This is a genomic window from Parafrankia sp. FMc2, from assembly GCF_041008525.1.
In the GTDB taxonomy this organism is placed as follows: Bacteria; Actinomycetota; Actinomycetes; order Frankiales; family Frankiaceae; genus Parafrankia.
In genome coordinates this window covers 53,121-72,817 of sequence record NZ_JBFLUG010000027.1, presented here as the reverse complement: position 1 = coordinate 72,817, position 19,697 = coordinate 53,121, and the positions used below count along the sequence as shown (strand labels likewise).

The following is a 19,697-nucleotide window of genomic DNA, read 5'->3' as shown; positions in this document are numbered from 1 at the left end:
CCTCCTGGAGGACATGGCGAAGGCCCTGGAGGAGGAAAAGGGGCTCCAGAAACCGGACAAAACGACCCTGTGACCGAGGTGCCCGAGGACGGAGAAGAAGCCGAACAGGGACGGCGCCGCGCGGTACGCCGACGCCGCAGGGCCCGGTTGAAAGCCGCCGAGCTGGGACGCTCCCGGGGCGGGCTGACCAGCAAGGTGCACCTCGCGACCGACCGGCGCTGCCGCCCGCTGTCCCTGATCCTCACCCCCGGACAGGCCGCGGACAGCCCGCGTTTCCTCCCGGTCCTGAAGAAGATCAAGGTGCGTGGGCCGGTAGGCCGCCCCAGGACCCGGCCGGACGCGGTCGCCGGCGACAAGGCGTACTCCTCCCGCGCCAACCGCGCCCACCTGCGCACACGGAAGATCCAGGCGGTGATCCCGGAGAAGGCCGACCAGGCAGCCAACCGCAAAAAGCGCGGCAGCGCCGGTGGCCGCCCGGTCAGCCACGACGCCACGCTCTACAAGGATCGCAACACCGTGGAACGTGGCATCAACAGGATCAAGGAGTGGCGGGGCCTGGCCACTCGCTACGACAAGACCCCCGAAAGCTACGCCGCGGGACTCCACCTACGCGGGTCCGTTCTCTGGCTCCGCAGCCTCCCAACCCGATGATCCGAACCCAGAACAGGCCCTAGGGGCGCTCGGTGCGCTGGCCGCGAGCATCTTCCTCGCCGGCTGCGGCAGCGACGACGAGGAGGGCCCGGCCACGGGCGGAACCACCGCGGCCGAGGCGGCCCTGGGCCCGGCCACCCCGACATCGGGTGAACCGGTCCGGATCGGGATCGTCTCGGACGGCCAGGGTCCCGCCGCGGACCTCTCCTACGAGTTCAAGGTCGCCGAAGCGACTGCCAGTTTCCTCAACGAGCACCGTTCCGGCATCGCCGGCCGCCCCATCGAACTCGTCCAGTGCGAGGCCCTGGCCGACCCGGCCAAGGCGACGGACTGCGCCAACCGCATGATCGAGGAGGAGGTCGTCGCCGTCGTCGTCGGCTCCTCCGGGGCCGGCGAGCAGATCTGGGAGCCGCTGCACGCCGCGCATGTGCCGGTGATGTTCTACACCGCCAACGGCGCCGGCTCGCTGGGCGACCCGGAGTCGACCTTCATCCTCAGCGACCAGTTCTTCCCGCTCGTCACGCTCCCGGTCCAGGTCGCCAGGGACGAGGGCGCCAAGAAGGTCACGGTCATCGCGATCGACCTGCCCGTCACCACCGGCCTCTACCAGGTCACCCGGCCCATGTTCCAGCGCGAGGGCATCGAGCTGGATGTCATCCAGATCCCGGCGGGCACGGCCGACATGACCCCGCAGGTGCAGCGCATCGTCGACGGCGACCCCGGCATCGTCCAGGTGGTCGGCAGCGACGCCTTCTGCATCAGCGCGTTCAACGGGCTGCGCTCGGTCGGCTACGACGGCCCGCTGGCGGCCATCGCCCACTGCATCACCGACGCGACCCGCGAGGCGGTGCCCGGTGACTTCCTGGAGGGCATGACCATCACGGCGACCGCCCCGATCGGCTCCGACGATCCGGCGATCCGCGTCTTCAACGCCGTGGTCGACACCTACGACAAGGACATCAACGTCACCGAGGCCGGTGCCGCCGCCATGTTCATCACCTTCTCCGCGTTCCACACCGCGCTGGAGGACCTCACCGGCGAGATCACCCCCGCCACCGTCACCGCCGCGATCAAGGGGATGCCGGAGAAGGACCTGCCCGGCGCCACCGGCCTGCGTTTCCGCTGCAACGGCAAGGCCTACCCGGCCACCCCGGCCGAGTGCGCCCGCGGCGGGCTCCTCACCACCCTGAACGACAAGGGTGAGCCCACCACGTACGAGGCGGTCGGCGTGACCCCGATCGAGGACTGACCCCAGCAGCCCGTCAGGCCCCTTCGCCGCGATCTTCCTGATCGAGGATGGCCGGAGGGCGGTCGCGCAGGGCGAGCAGTGCCGGGGCGAGCCGGTCGATCTCCGGGGCGTACTCCAGCGTGTGGACCCAGCGGTCCGGGACGGCGTCCGCGCCGTCCCGGGCGCCGAGCAGGCCGCCGGTGATCGCGCCGGTGGTGTCGGCGTCGTCGCCGCGGTTGACCACCGCGACGAGGAGGTCGCCCAGCGGCGCCGACTGCTGGAGTGCCCAGACCGCCGTGGCCAGGGAGTGAATGACGTAGCCGCTGGTGGGAAGGCTGTCGAGCCGGGTCGCGGCGGGGGTGGCGAGGGCGGCGTCGACCTCGCGGTGCCGCACGGGCGGGACGGCGTCGCAGCCGGCCCGGAGTGCGGCGCGGGCCGGCGCGCCGTCGATCAGCGCGGAGACGATCGCGGTGTAGGCGACGCAGGCGTGCACGCAGCGCGGGTCGGCATGGGTGACCGCGCTGATCTCGACTGACTCGCGGGAGCACGTGGGCGGGTGGGCGCGGGCCAGGCCGGTGGGAAGGGCGCGCATGAGGCTTCCGTTGCCGGCGCCGCCACCCCCGGCCGCGACCAGGGCGGCGGCACCGGCGGCGAGCGGTTCCTCCCCCCGGGCGATGCGTTTCAGGGAGGACTCGGTCATCCGGCCGATGTCGCGGGGCCGGCCGCGGTACCAGCGCAGGAAGTGCTCCGCGAGCGTCGGGAGCTGGTAGCCCTCGGCGTAGGTGCGGGCGACGGCGATGGTCAGGTCGGTGTCGTCGGTTCCCTGGCCGGGGCGCCAGCCGAACGGGCCGCCGCCGGTGATCTCCGTGTGGACGCCGTGGCGGGCCCGGATCTCCTCGGGCGCCATGAACTCCAGCGTGGCGCCGAGGGCGTCGCCTGCGGCCAGCCCGAGCAACGCGCCACGCACACGCTGGAGCGCGGCCGGCGATGCCGAGGTCCGGGCCGGGGCCGTCGGCCGGGGCGGGGGAGTGGTTGTCATCGTCTCTCCGAGTCTCGCCGTTCTCCGGGGTCGGATTCTCGCGGATTGACTTTCCTGGTAGGAAACTCTAACGTGAGTTTCCTACCAGGAAAGGAGTAGGTGATGGATGAGGTGTCCGCGCAGGAGGCGCGTGCCGCCCTCGCGGCGGTCGAACGCGGCCGGCTGAGCGTGGTGGAGCGGATCGCCGTCCCGGCCTGGTACTGGTGGTTCGTCGCGGCCGGCTGGGTGGTGCTCGGCATCCTCGGCGACCTGGGGAACCCATGGGTGACGTCGACGGCGACGCTGCTGTTCGGCGCGCTGCACGCCGGTGTCGCGCCGCGGGTGGTGAGCGGGCGGCACGGCAGCGGCGAGCTCAGCGTCCGGGCCGAGGTCGCGGGTGGTCGCGTCACGGTCGCGGTGCTTGGCGGCCTCGTGCTGCTGACCGGCGTGACGGTCGGGGCCGCGTTCGCGCTGTCCGCCGACGGGAGCGGCCACCCGGCGACCGGTGCGAGTGTGCTCGCCGCGGTCATCGTGCTGCTGGGCGGGCCGATGCTGATCGCGCGGTTCCGGCGCGCCGCGCGCGTGGCCGGCGCCCCGTGACCGAGGCGCGGTTCGACGAGGTCATCCATCCGGGTACCCGGCTCTCCGTCGTCGCGCTGCTCGCCGCCGCTGACTGGGTCGAGTTCGCCTACATCCGCGACCAGCTCTCGCTGTCGGACTCGGCGCTGTCGAAACAACTGTCCACCCTGCAGGACGTCGGGTACGTCCACCTCGACCGTGAGACGAGCGGGCAGCGCCGACGGGTCCGGGCCCGGCTGACCTCGGAAGGCCGGGTGGCCTTCCGGGCGCACGTGGCCGCCCTGCGCGAGATCGTCGCCGCCGCGGACGTGTCCGAAACCCTTTGAGTGCGGCGGCCGTCGGCACCGGCGTTGATAGCGTCGGCTGGTGGCGTCGACAGCAGCACCTCTCCCGCAGCCCGCCTCCGCGGCGCGATGAGCGCCGGTCCGGAGCTGATCGCGGTCACCGGTGCCTCCGGGCGCCTCGGTGGCAGGGTCGCGCGCCGGCTCGCCGCGGCGGGTGTCGCCCAGCGGCTGGTGGTCCGGGATCCGGCGCGGGCGCCACAGCTCCCGGCGGCGACGGTCGCCCGGGCCGCGTTCAGCGAGCCCGAAGCGGCCCGCGCGGCGCTGGCGGGAGTGGCGACGGTCCTGATGGTCTCCGCCGCGGAGGCTCCTGACCGGGTCGCCCAGCACACCGCGTTCATCGACGCGGCGGCCGCGGCCGGCGTCGAGCACCTGGTCTACCTCTCGTTCTACGGGGCGGCACCGGACTGCACCTTCACCCTGGGGCGGGACCACGCGGCAACCGAACGGTACCTGCGCGGCTCCGGGCTGCGATTCACCGTCCTGCGTGACAATCTCTACGCCGACTTCCTGCCCGCGCTGGTCGGGCCGGACGACGTCATCCGCGGGCCGGCGGCGGACGGGCACGTCGCGGCCGTGGCCCAGGACGACATCGCCGACGCCGCCGTGGCCGTACTGCGCGAACCCGCCTCGCACGCCGGCGCGACCTACTCGCTGACCGGCCCGGAGGCGCCCACCCTCCACGACGTGGCCGCGCTGCTCGCCGAGACCACCGGGCGCCCCATCACCTACCGGCCCGAAACGGTCGCCGAGGCGTACGCCTCCCGAGCCGTCCACGGCGCGCCCGGCTGGCAGGTCGACGCCTGGGTCTCGACCTACACGGCGATCGCCGCCGGTGAGCTCGCCGCCGTCACGGACGACATCCCGGCGCTGGCCGGCCGCCCGGCGACCTCCTTCGCCGAGCTGCTGCGACGCGGCGGTCCGGCCTACCCGGCGGAGTAACACCCGGGGTCCGCCGTGGCCCGGGTGGGAATCGTTCTGCTCGTCCCCCTCGGTATCTGCCTGATGATTCTGGGATTCGGCTCGGCGCGAACCGGACCGTGAATCCGGTCGGCAGCGGCACCCCGCCGGTCGGCTCCACCGAACCCTCGAACATGTGCGGATGGCCCCGCGTCGGATGGCCCCGCGTCGGGCGGCCCGTCCCACGTCGGCTTCCTGCCCGGCACCGGCTGGCGGAATGAACTCACGACGAACTTCTGATGTCCGCCCGAACCGCACTGCTTCCGGCTCCGCGGAAACCCCTACCTTGATGATCCGACGGGTCGGTTGTGCGGAAACACGGGAGTGAACTGAGGCGTGGGCTGGCTGAGTGCCGAGAACTCCGTGGCCGTCCTGACCGCGATGCTCGGTATCGCCGCGTCCTTCGCGGTCGTCTGGTACGAGCGGCGGGTGCCGCGCCGCCGGCGCATCGGCTACCGGGTCCAGATGGACCTGCCGGTGGGCAGCGACAACCGCAGCGGCGCGGGGCAGGCGGATATCCGGCTCGGCCTGTTCAACGACCTTCCCGACATGGCGGACGCCACGCTCGTCCTGCTGCGGGTCGAGAACGACGGCGCCGAGAGCGTCGCCGACACCGACTACACCAGCCGCGACCTGCACGGACTCACCGTCGTCTTCACCGGCCGCATTGTCCGCGGGGTGGCTGTCACTGTCACCCAGCCCGACGCCGAGCACCTGATGGAACACTTCGTGCCGTCGTGGGTAATGCGGGACAGCAGCAACACGATCTACCTCCCGAAGGTCCCGCTCAACCGCGGTCAGCACTACAAACTGCTCGTCCTGCTCACCGGCGGGAGTGTCGGCGACGCAGTGCGGGTTGGCGGCGGGATCCGGGAGGGCGCCGTGGTCCCCAACCGGAGCACGACCGTCGACGACAAACTGCCGCTGTTCAGCCGGGCCGCCCGCCTGATCACCGTGTTGCTCACCGTGTGCGTGACCGTGCTGGCGACCATCATCGTCGTGCGCGGGGACGCCCCTGGGCCCATCGGATGCGCGACCGGGACTCTCACGGTGAACGGCTCGACCGCCTTCGCGCCGGTCATCCAGCGGATTGCGGCCCGGTACGAGGCGGACTGCCCAGGTTCGACGGTCACGGTGGACGCGCGCGGCAGCAACGAGGGGATCCAGAAACTTGTGGACGCCGGGGAGGCCGCGAACGGCGTGCCGCCGGTGATCGCCATCCGCGACGGTGCCGGATCAGATCTCGACCCGAACCTGGAGGGTGACCGGGTCGCCGTCTCCGCCTTCGCGGTCGTGCTGAACGACGACGTGCCCATCACCGATCTCTCCCTCGATCAGCTGCGCCGTATCTACCGGGGGGACGTCGCCGACTGGAGCGAGCTCGGTGGCCCCCGTCTCCCGATCCGGCTCGTGAGCCGGGATGCCAACTCCGGCACGCGCGACCTGTTCCGGCGACGCGTCCTGGACGGGCGCGGTGAGCCCGCCTTCAGCTCGCTGGACTGCGAACACCGGAACTCGCCGCACGACACGGTCATCCGCTGCGAGCTCGACAGCACCGACCGGGTCCTGCGAACCGTGGCCCGCCTGCCGGGAGCCATCGGCTACAGCGAGCTGCGCACCGCCACGACCGTCACCGGCCTGCACACCGTGAGCCTGGACGGGCAGGCGCCGTCGATCGAGGAGATCGGCCGCAGCTCCTATCCCTTCGCGGAGATCGAGTACGCCTTCACCTACGGTCGACCGGCCGCGGACTCTCTCGTCTCCAGCTTCCTCACCTACCTGACGCAGGGCGCGGGCCAGGGCCTCATGAAGGAACAGGGGCACCTTCCCTGCTACAGCCCGGAGGGCCTCCGGCGCTGCCAGGAGCCCTGAAAACAGGTGGACGGCCTTCCGCCGGCCCCGCATGCTGGTGCCGGCACCAGGCCGGGCGCGCACGCGGTTGCGCGCCGATCCTCCGCCGGGTGGAGGCGAAAACTGTCGGTCCCGTCGCGCATGCTTCGGGGGCCGGCGCGAGTCCGGCGCGGCGGAGCTCCGCCGCGCGGGCCCGCGCCTGGTCCCAGACCGCAGGCGACGGCAGGAGCAACGAGGTCATGTCAGACAACCGCCTGGCCATTGAGGTGGCCGGCCTGGTGAAAACGTTCGGGAAGACGCGTGCCGTCGACGGGGTGGATCTGGCCGTCCCCGCCGGCGGCGTGTACGGCGTGCTGGGGCCGAACGGCGCCGGCAAGACGACGACGATTCGCATCCTGGCCACCCTGCTCGCGCCGGATGCCGGCACGGTGCGGGTGCTCGGGCACGACGTGGTGCGCGAGGCCGACGCCATCCGCGCCCGGGTGAGCCTGACCGGCCAGTTCGCCTCGCTCGACGAGGACATCACCGGTACGGAGAACATGATCCTGTTGGCCCGCCTGCTCGGCTTCAGCCGGTCGGGCGCGCGGGAACGGGCCACCGAGCTGCTGACGGCGTTCGACCTGACCGAGGCCGCCGGCCGCCAGGTGAAGACCTACTCCGGCGGGATGCGGCGCCGCCTCGACATCGCCGCCAGCATCATCGTCTCCCCCGACCTGCTGTTCCTGGACGAGCCGACCACCGGCCTCGACCCACGCAGCCGCAACCAGGTGTGGGACATCGTGCGCGCACTCGTCGCGGGTGGCACGACGGTGCTGCTCACCACCCAGTACCTCGACGAGGCCGACCAGCTGGCCGACCGGATCGCGGTGATCGAGCACGGCCGGGTGATCGCCGAGGGAACCTCCGGCGACCTGAAGGCCCGGGTCGGCGGCGGCGCCGTGCACGTCCGGCTGCGCGACGCCGAGCGCAGGCCGGAGGCGGCGCGGCTGCTGACGGCGGTGCTCGGGGTGCCGGTCGAGCTGGCCTCCGACCCGGTCGCGCTCGCCGCGACCGTCTCGGACGCCGAGCTCGTCGCCCGCGGGCTGACCGAGCTCGCCCGCTCCGGGTTCGAGATCACCGAGTTCGCCCTCGGCCAGCCCAGTCTGGACGAGGTCTTCCTGGCCCTCACCGGCCACCCCGCCGATGCGGACGGAGGGCCGGGCGACCGTTCCGGAGCCGCCGGCGCCGGTCTGCCTACCGCCTCCGCGACGACGAAGGAGCCTGTCGCATGACCACCGCCTCGACCAACGCCACCTCGACCGAGGCCGCCACAGGAAGTGCTGCCTCGACCGGTGCCGTGGCGGATCCGGCCGCCGCGGTGGCCACACCGTCCGCCACTCCGGAGCCGCGCACCCCGGCCGGCGGCATCGACGAGCGGGTGCGGGCGGCCCTGACGCTGCGCAGCCGGCCGGCGCGACCGAGCGCGCTCTCGGCCTGCGTGACGTTCGGCTGGCGGGCGCTGCTGCGGATCAAGCACGTCCCGGAACAGCTCTTCGATGTCACAGCCTTCCCGATCATGATGACCCTGATGTTCAGCTACCTGTTCGGTGGAGCGCTGGCGGGCTCGACCGACGAGTACATCCAGTTCTTCCTCCCCGGAATCCTGGTCGCGACCGTCATCATGATCACGATGTACACCGGGGTCGGCCTGAACACCGACATCACCAAGGGCGTCTTCGACCGGATCCGGTCACTGCCCGTCTGGCGGCCGGCCGCCCTGGTCGGCATGATGCTCGGCGACGCCGTCCGCTACGCGGTTGCCGCCGTGCTGGTGATCTGCCTCGGTCTGGCGATCGGCTTCCGCCCGGACGGCGGTGTGGTCGGTGTGGTGCTGGGGGTGCTGCTCCTGCTGCTGTTCGCCTTCAGCCTGGCCTGGGTGTGGAACATTCTCGGCCTGGTCATGCGGACTCCCAACGCCGTGATGGGCGCCAGCATGATGGTGCTGTTCCCCCTGACCTTCGGGAGCAACATCTACGTCGATCCCGAGACCATGCCCGGCTGGCTGCAGGCGGCGGTCGACGTCAACCCGATCAGCCATCTCGTGACCGCCGTGCGCGGGCTGATGCACGACACCGTCACCGCGGGCCAGCTCGGGTGGGTGTTCCTGTGGTGCGCGATTCTCGTTGTCGTCTTCGCCCCGATCACGATGCGCCTCTACGCCCGGCGCTGACGCGGGGGCGGTCAGGCGACTGCGCAGCATGCGGTCAGGCGACCGCGCAGCATGGTGGGTATGACGGACTCCGATGAGCGCGCCGGTGTCCCCGCGGCGCTGCGGGCGGTTGGGCTGGAGGTCCGCGACGACCCCGGCACCAGGGCGATGTATGCCACGGACGCGTCGCTGTACCGCATCCCGCCGCTGGCCGTCGTGCGCCCGCGGCACGTCGACGACGTCGCCCGCGCCCTGGACACCGCCCGTGCGTTCGGTGTCGGGATCACTGCCCGGGGCGCCGGCACGTCCATCGCGGGCAACGCGATCGGCCGGGGCATCGTGCTCGACTTCAGCCGCCACCTCGGCCGGGTGCTGGAGATCGACGCCGACACCCGCACCGCCGTCGTCGAGCCCGGCACGGTGCATGCGGTGCTGCAGCGGGCGGCGCTGCCGCTCGGGCTGCGGTTCGGGCCCGACCCGTCCAGCCACTCGCGGTGCACCGTCGGCGGCATGATCGGCAACAACGCCTGCGGCAACCGGGCCCTCGGCTACGGCCGCACCAGCGACAATGTGGTGGCGATGACCCACCTGCTGGCGTCGGGGGAGACACTGCGCACCGGGTACGACGCCGCCGGCGCGCCGGTCGTCGACGGACCCGCGCGGCTGCTGGCCGACCTGCGCGCCGCGGCCGGCCGGCATCTCGCCGCGGCCCGCACCGAGTTCGACACCTTCGGCCGCCAACTGAGCGGGTACGCCGCGGCGCATCTGCTGCCGGAGCGGTTCGACCTGGGCCGGGCGCTCGTCGGCTCCGAGGGCACGCTCGGTCTGCTGACCCAGGCCACGGTGCGGCTGGTGAAGGATCCCGGACACCGGGTGGTGGTCGCGATCGGTTTCGCCGACATCGTGCGGGCCGGCGAGGCGGCACCGGCGGTCGTGGCGTTCGGCCCCACGGCGTGCGAGGGGATGGACCAGCGGCTGGTCGACGTCCTGCGCGGCCGGCGCGGTGACACGGCGGTCCCGCCACTGCCCCGGGGGGCCGCCTGGCTGTTCGTCGAGGTCGCGGGCGACGACCACGCCGAGGTGCTCGACCGGGCCGGCGCGCTCGCCGCGGCCGGCCTCGGAACGCAGGCCCGGATCGTGACCGACCCCGCCGAGCAGGCCCGCCTGTGGCGCATCCGCGAGGACGGCGCGGGGCTGGCGGGGCGGGCACCGTCCGGGCGCCCGGCCTGGCCGGGGCTGGAGGACGCGGCGGTCCCCCCGCAGCGGCTGGGCGCCTACCTCGCGCGTTTCGACGAGCTCGTCGCCGCGTACGGGCTGACCTGTGCCCCGTACGGGCACTTCGGGGACGGGTGCATGCACGTGCGGCTCGACTTCCCGTTCGACCGCCCCGACGGGCTGCGGGTCCTGCGGGAGTTCCTGACGGCCGCCGCCGGGCTGGTGGCGGAGTTCGGCGGGTCGATCTCGGGTGAGCACGGCGACGGGCGGGCCCGCGGCGAGCTGCTCGCCCGGATGTACTCGGCCGACGCGATCCGCCTGTTCGGCGAGGTCAAGCACGCCTTCGACCCGGACAACCGGCTCAACCCCGGGGTGCTGACCGACCCCGATCCGTTCGACGCCGACGTGCGGATGGCCGGCGTCACCTACCGCCGGGACCTCGCCTTCGCCTACCCGCACGACGGCGGCGACCTGGCGGAGGCCGTCCACCGCTGCACCGGGGTGGGCCGGTGCCGGGCCGACACCCGCACCGGTGGTGGCGTGATGTGCCCGTCCTACCTCGCCACCCGGGAGGAGAAGGACTCCACCCGCGGCCGGGCCCGGGTGCTGCAGGACGTCGTCCGCGGCGACCTGGACTGGCGGGCGCCCGACGTCCACGACGCACTCGACCTGTGTCTGGCGTGCAAGGGGTGCGCGTCGGACTGCCCGACCGGCATCGACATGGCGATGTACAAGGCGGAGGCACTGCACCAGAAGTACCGGCGCCGGGGCCGGCTGCGGCCCGGGTACCGGCTCGGGCTGCGGCCACGGTCGCACTACACCCTCGGCTGGCTGCCCCGGTGGGCGCGGCTCGCCGGGCGGGCACCGCGGCTGGCGAACACACTGCCGACACTCCCGGTCCTCGGCCGGCTCGGGCTGTTCCTGGCCGGGGTGGACCGGCGCCGCACCGTGCCGGCGTTCGCGCCGACCCCGTTCCGCCGCTGGTGGGCCGCCCAGCACGTGGGCGAGCCCGAGGTCGCCGCCGGGCCGGGTGCCGGCATCCCGGTGATGGTGTTCGTCGACACGTTCTCCGACCACTTCACGCCGTCGGCGGCCCGGGCGGTCGTGCGCGTGCTGCGGGCGGCGGGCTACCAGCCGCGGATCCCGTCCGCGGGTGCCTGCTGCGGTCTGACCTGGATCACCACCGGCCAGCTCGACACCGCCCGACGCGTCCTCGGCCGCACCGTCGCGGAACTGGCGGCCGGCGCCCGCGCCGGCATCCCCATCGTGGGCATCGAACCGTCCTGCACCGCCGTGCTGCGAGCGGACGCCGTCGAGCTGCTCGGCCGGACCGACCACGCCGAGGACGCCCGGCTCGTCGCCGCCGCCACCCGCACGGTGGCCGAGCTGCTGACCGCCACGCCGGCCTGGGCGCCCCCCGACCTGACCGGCACCACCGTCATCGCCCAGCCGCACTGCCACCACCACGCGGTACTCGGCTGGGCGGCCGACCGGGCGCTGCTCGAACGCGCAGGCGCGCAGGTCACGACACTGAACGGTTGCTGCGGGCTGGCCGGCAACTTCGGCGTGGAGATCGGGCATCACGAGGTGTCGGTGTCGGTCGCCGGCCAGCATCTCCTCCCCGGCCTGGACGCCGCGCCGGGAGCGGTCGTCCTCGCGGACGGGTTCTCCTGCCGCACCCAGATCGCCGACCTGCGCGGCCGCCGCGCGCTCCACCTGGCCGAACTGCTCAGCCCCGACCCCAGCCCTGACCCAGTCCCGACCCCAGCCCTGGCGGCTGACCGCGCGGCGGGCGGCCGGCGGCCGTGCCGAGGGCTACCCGGCGTGGGCGAGGGCCTGGTCCAGGGCGTGGTCGGCGGTGAGTCGGGTTCAGGCGCGCCGATGGTGGGTGGCGGAGCCGAAGCCGAGCCATGATCGCAGCGGACGCAGCAGCGGGGTCTTCTTCTGCTGGTGCCCGGCCATCCGGCCCAGAATGTCGTCGAGCGCGGTGATCGCCTCGTCGATGTGCGGGCCCTTGTTCAACATCACGCATTCCGCGCGCTGCCCCATCGCCGCGTCGGTGATCTCCGCCCGCGCCGGCGTTCCGGTCTTCGCCAGCGTGTCCAGGACCTCCGTCGCCCAGATGGTCGGCACATGCGCGGCGGCGGCGAGCCAGAGGATCTCCTCCTGCAGCTCGGCGAGCCGCTGGTAGCCGCCCTCCACCGCCAGGTCCCCGCGCGCGATCATCACACCGGCGAGCGGAGCCCGCAGCGCCGCCAGCAGCAGATCGGGCAGGTTCGCGAACCCCTCGGTGGTCTCGATCTTGAGGACCACGCCGAGGTCGTCCCCCCGCCCGGCCGCGCTGATCGCCTCCAGCGCCTGCTCGACGTCGACGGCACTGCGCACGAACGAGATCGCGACCAGATCGGCGATCTCCACGGCCACCGCCAGCGCGTCCCGGTCGTCGTCGGTCAGCCCCTCGTGGGGGAGCCGGGTCTCGGGCAGGTTCACGCCCTTGTCGGCACGCAGCTTCGCGCCGCGGCCCGAGGCACGCAGCACCCGGACGTCGATGCCCTCGGGATCCACGGCCTCGACGACGCCGGCGATCTTCCCGTCGTCCAGCGAGACCGGATCCTGGGGACGGACGGCGTCGAAAACCGCCGGGAAGGTACAGCCCATCGACGCCGGCCCAGCCGGATCGTCGGCACCCGTTCCCCCGGGCCGGGCCGCCCGCGGCGACAGGTCGCGGGTCAGCCGCAGGACGTCCCCCTGCCGCACCAGGTGGTGGGGCGCCCGGCGCGGCAGCGAACCCACCGAGCACCGCTCGTCGTCATGCCGCAGTTCGAGCCCGGTCTCCAGATAGGTCGTCTTCCTCGCCTCGACGGTGACCGTCGGATGCTCCGCAGGGCCCGAACCCACCGCCACGACCCGCAGTCGGCGCCGGGACGAACGGGCGTCCCGCAGGGTGAGCTCGTCACCGACGCGCAGCCGGGCCAGCCAGTCGCCCGCTCCGAGCACCGGCACCCGCACCACCCCGTCGCGCGAGTCCGCCACGGGCGCGTCGACCGCATCACGCTCCCCGTCGGGCACCGCGACCAGCTCGGCCGTGGCTGGCGTGACCGCCACCCCCCGCAGGTCACGCACCGGCCGCAGGCGCACGACCTGCGGCCCCGGGTCGAGCGGACCGGTCCGGACCTTCGGGCCGGCAAGGTCCACCGACACCAGACAGGTCCGGTCCAGCTCCTGGGCGGCCGCCCGGACATGGGCGGCCATCGCCCGCCACTCCCGCGGGCCGTCATGGGCGGTGTTGATCCGCGCCACGTTCATCCCGCGGGCGACGAGCCGATGCACCAGGGCGGCGTCGGTCGCGGCCTCGCTCGGCAACGTGACCATGATCCGGACGCCGTGCCGGGGCGGCGGCGGCCCCAGCAGCTCGCCGGCGTTCGCCTCGATCCGGTCCCAGCCCTCGTCGTAGGTCGGCACCCGGTCGCCGTCCACGGCCTCGGCGGGACTGCCCGGCCGCAGCTGACCACGCAGGACGTCCACCACCGCCCGCAGCGTGGCCTCGACGCACGGCTCACACCGCCCCAGCGAGGACAGCCCGCGCCGCGCGAGCTCCTCCTGCACCGGCCGCAGGTCCCGGCCCCGTAGAGCCAGGTAGTGCACCATGTTCCGGGCACTGCGCCGGTGCCGCGGGTGCACCCCCTCGACGTCCGCGCTCCGGGCCCGCTCCGCCCGCCGCAGGTCGGCCAGGATGTCCGTCAGCTCGTCGAGCAACAGCTCCCCAGCCTCGTCGGCCCGCCGTTCCGCCTGGCCTGCCCGCTCGCCGGCCGGCTCCGTCCGCTCGCCCCGCCTCGCCTCGCTCGCCGCCGTCACGCCCGCCCCGCCCTTCACCTGGTCACAGCCTGCGAGGCAGGGCCTACCCAGGTTTCAGGCCTGGACGCCCGGCGGGGCAGGCCGGTGCGGTCACCGAGAACGGGAATCCATCCCGGCCCGTTCCATCAGGCGCCTCAGCGCGGAATCGTAGCCGTCGAACGGCGCCAGCAGATCGAGTCGACCTCGCTCTATTCCTGAGTAGTTCCGGCCCGGTGCGAGGCCGAATGCGGTGTGCCGACGGGGAGTCAGCTCGGCCAGCTCCCGGCAGCCGCGGCGTTTCTCGCGAAATCGCTGAAGTCGCGGGGCGGGTGGCCCAGCGCGCGTTGCACGCCGTCGGAGATGTGGCTGTCCATGCCGCGTCGGATCGGGCCGACTGAGTCGGCATAGTCCTCGGCGGCGCGCTGAGGCCAACCCTGCGCGACGAGTTCGGCGACGAAGTCCTCCGGTGATATGGGCACGTAGCGGACGGTGCGGCCGGTGGCCTGTGAGATTGTGGCCGCTGCCTCGGCGATCGTCACCGCGCGGGGGCCGGACAGCTCGTAGGTCATGCCGGCGTGGCCGTTTTCGGTGAGGGCCGTGACCGCGACCGCGGCGATGTCCTCAGCGTCGATGAAGGTCACCGCGCCATGGCTGGCGGGCAGGCGCAACTCGCCGGAACGCACCGCGTCCAGGAAGAAGCCCTCGCTGAAGTTCTGCGCGAACCAGGCAGGCCGCAGGATCGTCCATTCGAGACGGCAGGCGCGGACGGCGGCCTCACCGTCGACGTGAGTCTTACCCGCGGCACTGTTCTCGCCCGCGTATCCGGGAACGTCGATGCCGCGCCCGGACAGCAGCACGAGCCGCCTGACCCCACGTTCCTGGCATCGTTGGACGAACGGACGCGTCAGAACCTCACCGTCGAACGGGACGACGTATACCTTCTCCACCGATTCCAGCGCGGCGTCCCAGGTGTTGCGGTCGGTCCAGTCGAAGGGTGGCTCGCCTGACCTCGACCCCACCCGAACCCGAACGCCCTTGTTTCTGAGCATGGATACAACTCGGCTACCGGATTTTCCGGTGCCGCCGGTGACCAGAATCGGATGCTCATTCATACGGCCAGTCAAGCCTGCGCTCGAGATCCAAACCATGTCTCCAACGCTCGTTTCGATTTCTGTGCGTCTATATTCGGCTGGGTGGACACGCTGACAGATCTGTTGGGCGGGGTGCGGGCACGGGGGTCCCTGATCACTCAGACCGTCCTGACTGCGGGCTGGTCCCTGCGCTACACGAGCGGTGCCCAGCTGAGTCTGGTCACCATGCTGCACAGCCGGGCGTGGCTCGTCTCCGCCGGCAACGACCCGGTGGCGATCGGACCGGGGGATATCGCCGTCATCAGCGGCCCCGAGCCCTACACGGTGACCGACAACCCGTCCGCCTCACCACAACGGGTGATCACCAGCGCGGAGTACTGCGCCCGCACAGCCCGCGCACGCGTGCGTGAGAGCATCGGGCTGGGCCCGCGGACCTGCGGCGTCACCGAAACAGGGTCCGCCCTGCTGCTCAGCGGCGCCTACGAGGGCACGGCCGGCATCAGCGAAGGCCTGCTCGACGCGCTGCCCCGTCTCCTGGTCATCAAGGAGGTGGCGCTCGAGCAGCCGATGATGGAGGCCGTGGCCCGGGAAACCGCCTTGGACAAACCGGGGCAGCAGGTCGTCCTGGACCGTCTACTGGATCTCGTCCTCGTCTCGACCTTGCGTGCCTGGTTCGACCATCCGCAGAACAACCACGCAATGTGGTGCCGGACCACGAGCGACTCCGTCGTTGCCTTCGCCCTCCGCCTCATGCACAGGAACCCGGCCCACCCCTGGACGGTCGCGGAACTCGCGGCCAGGAGCGGAGTCTCCCGCGCCGCCCTGGCCCGCCGCTTCGTTGCCGAGGTTGGCGAACCCCCGATGGGTTACCTGATCGGTTGGCGCATCGCCCTGGCCGCCGACCTCCTACGCGAAACCGACGCAACTGTCGCCTCGATCGCCAGAAAAGTCGGCTACGCCAACGCGTTCGCGCTCAGCGTCGCCTTCAAGCGCCTCCGGGGCATAACCCCCACTGAGCATCGCACCAGCTTCGCTCTCCGTACCGAAACGGCTGGATCGGACGAATGCGGCAGGCCGCCGACACCCCCCGAGTCGCCATCCGCAACACCACCGAACCGTCCGGCCTGCCACGGGTCACTGTGGCTCAGGCACTCGGGCTCGTGAGGATGACGAGTTGCCGGGTTGCGCGGGTCATCGCGACATAGCGGTCGACGGCGCCCTCGATGCCGGTGCCGAACGTCTGCGGGTCGACGAGGACGACCAGGTCGAACTCGAGCCCCTTCGACAGCTCCGGCGTCAGCGACCGCACGCGGGACGTCCCCTCGAACGTGGAGTCGCCGATGACGCAGGCGATCCCGTCGGCGTGCGCGGCGAGCCAGTCGTCGAGGATCGAGCCCAGCTCCGAGGTGGAACCGCGTACGACGGGGATGCCGCTGCTGCGGATGGACGTCGGCACGTTGGCGTCCGGGAGCGCGGCGCGGATGACCGGCTCGGCTTCCGTCATCACCTCTTCCGGCGTCCGGTAGTTGATGCTCAGCGACGTCAGGGTGATCCGGTCGAGGCCGGCACGCCCGAGCCGTTCCCGCCACGACTCGGTGAACCCGTGCCTCGCCTGCGCCCGGTCCCCGACGATGGTGAAGCTGCGGGACGGGCAGCGCAGCAGCAGCATCTGCCACTCGGCGTCAGTCAGCTCCTGCGCCTCGTCCACGACGATGTGCGCGAACGGGCCGGCGAGCAGATCCGGGTCGGTTCTGGGCAGCGCGCTCTCGTCGACGAGGGCGTCCTGCAGGTCCTGGCCGTGCAGCATCGTGATCGCCCCCTCGCCGTCCTCGTCGGACGCGAGCAGGTTGTCGATCACCCGGGACATGCGCTCGCGTTCGGCGGCGACGGAGGCGGTGTGCCGGCGCCTGCGCCGCGCCACCTCCGGGTCGCCGAGCCGCTGTCGCGCCGCGTCCAGGATCGGCAGGTCGGACACCGTCCAGGCCTTCGCCTGCGCCTGCGGACGCTGCAGCTTCCGGAGGTCCTCCGGAGCAAGCCACGGAGCGCACCGGCGCAGGTAGGCGGGTACCGACCACAGGTCACTGACAAGGTCGGCCGCCTCGACCAGCGGCCAGGCGTTGTTGAACGCCGTGAGCAGAGCCTTGTTCCGCAGCAGCGACCTGCGCAGCAGCTGCTCCGGGGCGTCCCCGCCATGCCTGTCCACGAGGATCGTGAGCAGCTCCTCCAGGACGACGTCCCGCGCCTCGTTGTGCGGGACGTCGGGATCCGGCGCGTCGAAGGCCTCGGCCCAGTCATCGGCGCTCAGCGGGATGTCGTTCCAGTGGGTGGCGACCGTCATCCCCCGGGCGGGGGGCTCCTCGTAGAATCGGACGGCCGCCTCGACTGCCCGCACCAGCTTCGCGGACGACTTCAGGCGGGCCACGTCCGGATCGGTCTCGACCTTCGCCGCGGCTCCCTCCGCCACCAGGTCCCGCAGCGTGCAGGTCTGCACACCCTCCTCGCCGAGGCTGGGCAGGACGTCGGCGACGTAGGCCAGGTAGTGCTGATGGGGGCCGACGAACAGCAGCCCGCCCCGGCGGTGGCCGAGCCGGGGGTCGGAGTAGAGCAGGTAGGCGGAGCGGTGCAGGGCGACGACCGTCTTGCCCGTACCCGGCCCGCCGTCGACGACCAGCGCGCCGTCGGACCCCGCGCGGATGATGGCGTCCTGGTCGGTCTGGATGGTGCCGAGCACGTCCCGCATCCGGGGCGACCGGCTGCTGCCCAGGCTGGCGATGAACGCGGACTGGTCGTCGAGCGCGGCATGCCCCTCGAACCCGTCCGAGGCGAACACCTCGTCCCAGTAGTCGCTGATCCGTCCGCGGGTCCAGCGGTACCGTCGGCGGCTCGCCAGGCCCATCGGGTTCGCGTGCGTCGCGCCGAAGAACGGCTCGGCGGCGGGGGAGCGCCAGTCGAGCAGCAGCCGCCGCCCCGCACCGTCCGTCAGGCCGATCCGCCCGACGTACAGGGGCTCGGAGCCGAACCCGCTGGTCGTGCCGTCAGTGCCGTCAGTGCTGGCTGCGCCGACCATGTGGCCGAGGCACAGGTCCAGACCGAAACGACGCAGGGTGCGCAGGCGGGCGGTCAGCCGGTAGACCTCCTGGTCACGGTCCAACGCCTGCTGGCCCGCGCCGCCGGGAGCCCTGCGCGCGATGTCGAGACGGTCGGACAGGTCGGCGATCGACTGCTCGAGCGTCTCCGCGATGGCGGCGAAGTGCTGCTCGTCGGCGGCGATCAGCGCCGGCTCGGCCTTGGCTGCAAGGCGCTCGGGAAGGTCGAACGCGCTGGTGGTCAGGGGATTCACGTGATGAGCTCCGTTGTGAGGTCGCTGGCAGCCGTTGCGCACAGCAGGGCGCCTGGACCGGCGTGACGAACGTGGCGGGCCAGTAACCATGGCGAGCAGCGCTTCGCCCGGTGTGGAGCCGTGGTCGTTGGGGGTTCAGGTCACCTTTCCCTGTTGACGATGTCCAGCAACAGCGTCGCCGCCACCGACGCCCCGCCAGTACGGATCCTGCCGGCCACGGCGGCCGCTCGTGCACGGGCCTTGGGAACCAGAGCCGTCCTGAGTGTGCCCGCCAGCGACGCGACAGTCGGAGCCGGTCCGTACGGACCGTACGGACCGGGCGGCGCGAGTGGCACGCCGATGTCCGCCAGCCACTGCGCGAACTCCTCGTCGGACGGCGCGCACACCCGTACGTCCGCGCCGCGCGCCCCGCGCCCCGCGGTCGGCTCGACGTCACCGCGCGATCCGTACGTCGACAACAACACCCGCATTAAGCGATTCCCGTTTCCCTAGGTTCCGGCCCCGGCCAGCGATTCTGAGGTACGACCCGGGTCTTGACGCAAGCCCCCTGGCCTGCTATATCTTAGAAGTGGACGAGAGTGGCTCGCCTCTCTCGTCGACGTCATCTGTAGAAGCATAAAATTTCCGGGTGAACAGTATCCTCGGTCGCACGGAATTCCCGCGGGTGGGCATTTCCAGGCTAGTAAGATTTCCCTGTTTCGTTTGATGCGCCGTTTTGGTGCTACGGGAAACGGTCGGAATGACGGCCACCAAGGTCAGCGCATCTCAGCCCGTTGCCGGAGACGTCCTTCCCGGTGCAGGCCCTGGGAGCCGATCTTGTGCCCTCGTGCGGATCGTGACTGCGGGCCGGCCCACGGGCAAGCCTCGCTCCAGCGGGTACCAGAGCAGAATGAGGAGCCTGACCTTGGCCAGGACGAGCCTGGCATCAGTGGTGGCCGCCGGCGTCGGCGCAGTCGCGACAAGCCCTGACTCGGCCTGGTACCTGTCGCTGGACAAACCCGCCTGGCAGCCGCCCCGCGCAGCGTTTCCCGCTGTCTGGACACCGCTCTACGCCATGATTGCCCTCGCCTCTGCCCAGGCGCTGGACACCAGCACCGGCGATGACCAGCGCCAGCGGCTCTGGCGAACATACGGGATCGATCTCGCCCTGAACGCGGCCTGGACGCCGCTGTTCTTCCGAGCCCGGCGCCCTCGCCTCGCGCTCGCGGAGATCGTCGTCCTGGACGCGGCCAATGTCGCCCTCCTGCTCAGGGCCTGGCGAGCCGATCGTCTCGCCGGGGCGGCCCTGTTGCCGTACCTCGCCTGGACCGGCTTCGCCACCGCGCTGAACGCCGCGATCGCCGTCCGCAACCCCGGCCGCTGAGAGCGCCACGGACGTGAGGCGCCACGCGGCCTCTCCGA

15 protein-coding genes and 1 pseudogene are annotated in these 19,697 nt (G+C 72.3%); 11 read left to right on the top strand and 5 right to left on the bottom strand.

Going from position 1 to position 19,697, the window contains the following annotated elements; genetic code table 11:
• Positions 1-114: 114 nt before the first annotated feature.
• A pseudogene (locus AB1460_RS12535) lies at positions 115-651 on the top strand (IS5 family transposase); the annotation flags it as partial.
• Between the two features lie 37 nt (positions 652-688).
• Complete coding sequence (locus AB1460_RS12530) at positions 689-1,900, top strand: ABC transporter substrate-binding protein (protein WP_368961254.1); 1,212 nt, start codon at positions 689-691, stop codon at positions 1,898-1,900.
• Between the two features lie 13 nt (positions 1,901-1,913).
• Here the strand turns inward: AB1460_RS12530 and AB1460_RS12525 are convergent, their stop codons facing one another.
• A complete protein-coding gene (locus tag AB1460_RS12525) occupies positions 1,914-2,918 on the bottom strand; it encodes an ADP-ribosylglycohydrolase family protein (RefSeq protein WP_368961248.1) in 1,005 nt (334 codons plus the stop codon).
• Between the two features lie 102 nt (positions 2,919-3,020).
• On the opposite strand from AB1460_RS12525, the gene AB1460_RS12520 reads away from it, so the two are divergent.
• The 7 genes from AB1460_RS12520 (at position 3,021) to AB1460_RS12490 (ending at position 11,945) form a co-directional block, all read left to right on the top strand.
• Positions 3,021-3,497 (top strand): hypothetical protein, encoded by a 477-nt coding sequence (locus AB1460_RS12520; RefSeq protein WP_368961247.1) that lies wholly within the window; start codon positions 3,021-3,023, stop codon positions 3,495-3,497.
• Complete coding sequence (locus AB1460_RS12515; RefSeq protein ID WP_368961246.1) at positions 3,494-3,802, top strand: transcriptional regulator; 309 nt, start codon at positions 3,494-3,496, stop codon at positions 3,800-3,802. Before AB1460_RS12520 ends, AB1460_RS12515 begins: the two co-directional genes overlap by 4 nt.
• Before the next feature lie 87 nt (positions 3,803-3,889).
• Positions 3,890-4,759, top strand: coding sequence for an SDR family oxidoreductase (locus AB1460_RS12510; protein WP_368961245.1), 870 nt, complete (start codon positions 3,890-3,892; stop codon positions 4,757-4,759).
• 354 nt (positions 4,760-5,113) lie between these two features.
• A complete protein-coding gene (locus tag AB1460_RS12505) occupies positions 5,114-6,649 on the top strand; it encodes a substrate-binding domain-containing protein (RefSeq protein ID WP_368961244.1) in 1,536 nt (511 codons plus the stop codon).
• Between the two features lie 218 nt (positions 6,650-6,867).
• Positions 6,868-7,899 (top strand): ATP-binding cassette domain-containing protein, encoded by a 1,032-nt coding sequence (locus AB1460_RS12500; protein WP_368961243.1) that lies wholly within the window; start codon positions 6,868-6,870, stop codon positions 7,897-7,899.
• Complete coding sequence (locus tag AB1460_RS12495; protein WP_368961242.1) at positions 7,896-8,837, top strand: ABC transporter permease; 942 nt, start codon at positions 7,896-7,898, stop codon at positions 8,835-8,837. The genes AB1460_RS12500 and AB1460_RS12495 overlap by 4 nt, the downstream gene beginning before the upstream one ends.
• A gap of 60 nt (positions 8,838-8,897) precedes the next feature.
• Positions 8,898-11,945, top strand: coding sequence for an FAD-binding and (Fe-S)-binding domain-containing protein (locus AB1460_RS12490; RefSeq protein WP_368961240.1), 3,048 nt, complete (start codon positions 8,898-8,900; stop codon positions 11,943-11,945).
• Here the strand turns inward: AB1460_RS12490 and AB1460_RS12485 are convergent.
• Both AB1460_RS12485 and AB1460_RS12480 read right to left on the bottom strand, forming a co-directional pair.
• Positions 11,901-13,886: a pyruvate kinase gene (locus tag AB1460_RS12485; RefSeq protein ID WP_368961239.1), complete on the bottom strand. Its 1,986-nt coding sequence runs from the start codon at positions 13,884-13,886 to the stop codon at positions 11,901-11,903. The genes AB1460_RS12490 and AB1460_RS12485 overlap by 45 nt on opposite strands.
• Before the next feature lie 245 nt (positions 13,887-14,131).
• Entirely contained in the window at positions 14,132-15,013 is an 882-nt protein-coding gene (locus tag AB1460_RS12480; RefSeq protein ID WP_368961238.1) for an NAD(P)H-binding protein, read from the bottom strand.
• A 45-nt stretch (positions 15,014-15,058) separates the two neighbouring features.
• On the opposite strand from AB1460_RS12480, the gene AB1460_RS12475 reads away from it, so the two are divergent.
• Positions 15,059-16,120, top strand: coding sequence for an AraC family transcriptional regulator (locus AB1460_RS12475; RefSeq protein WP_368961237.1), 1,062 nt, complete (start codon positions 15,059-15,061; stop codon positions 16,118-16,120).
• Here AB1460_RS12475 and helR read toward each other — a convergent pair.
• Together helR and AB1460_RS38350 are read right to left on the bottom strand one after the other, a co-directional pair.
• A complete protein-coding gene (helR, locus tag AB1460_RS12470) occupies positions 16,101-18,296 on the bottom strand; it encodes an RNA polymerase recycling motor ATPase HelR (RefSeq protein WP_368961235.1) in 2,196 nt (731 codons plus the stop codon). The two genes, AB1460_RS12475 and helR, sit on opposite strands and share 20 nt — an antisense overlap.
• 140 nt (positions 18,297-18,436) lie before the next feature.
• On the bottom strand, positions 18,437-18,766 hold the full coding sequence (locus AB1460_RS38350; protein WP_420497262.1) for a hypothetical protein: 330 nt from the start codon (positions 18,764-18,766) through the stop codon (positions 18,437-18,439).
• Positions 18,767-19,185: 419 nt separating this feature from the next.
• On the opposite strand from AB1460_RS38350, the gene AB1460_RS12460 reads away from it, so the two are divergent.
• Positions 19,186-19,659 (top strand): TspO/MBR family protein, encoded by a 474-nt coding sequence (locus AB1460_RS12460; protein WP_368961234.1) that lies wholly within the window; start codon positions 19,186-19,188, stop codon positions 19,657-19,659.
• Positions 19,660-19,697 lie beyond the last annotated feature (38 nt).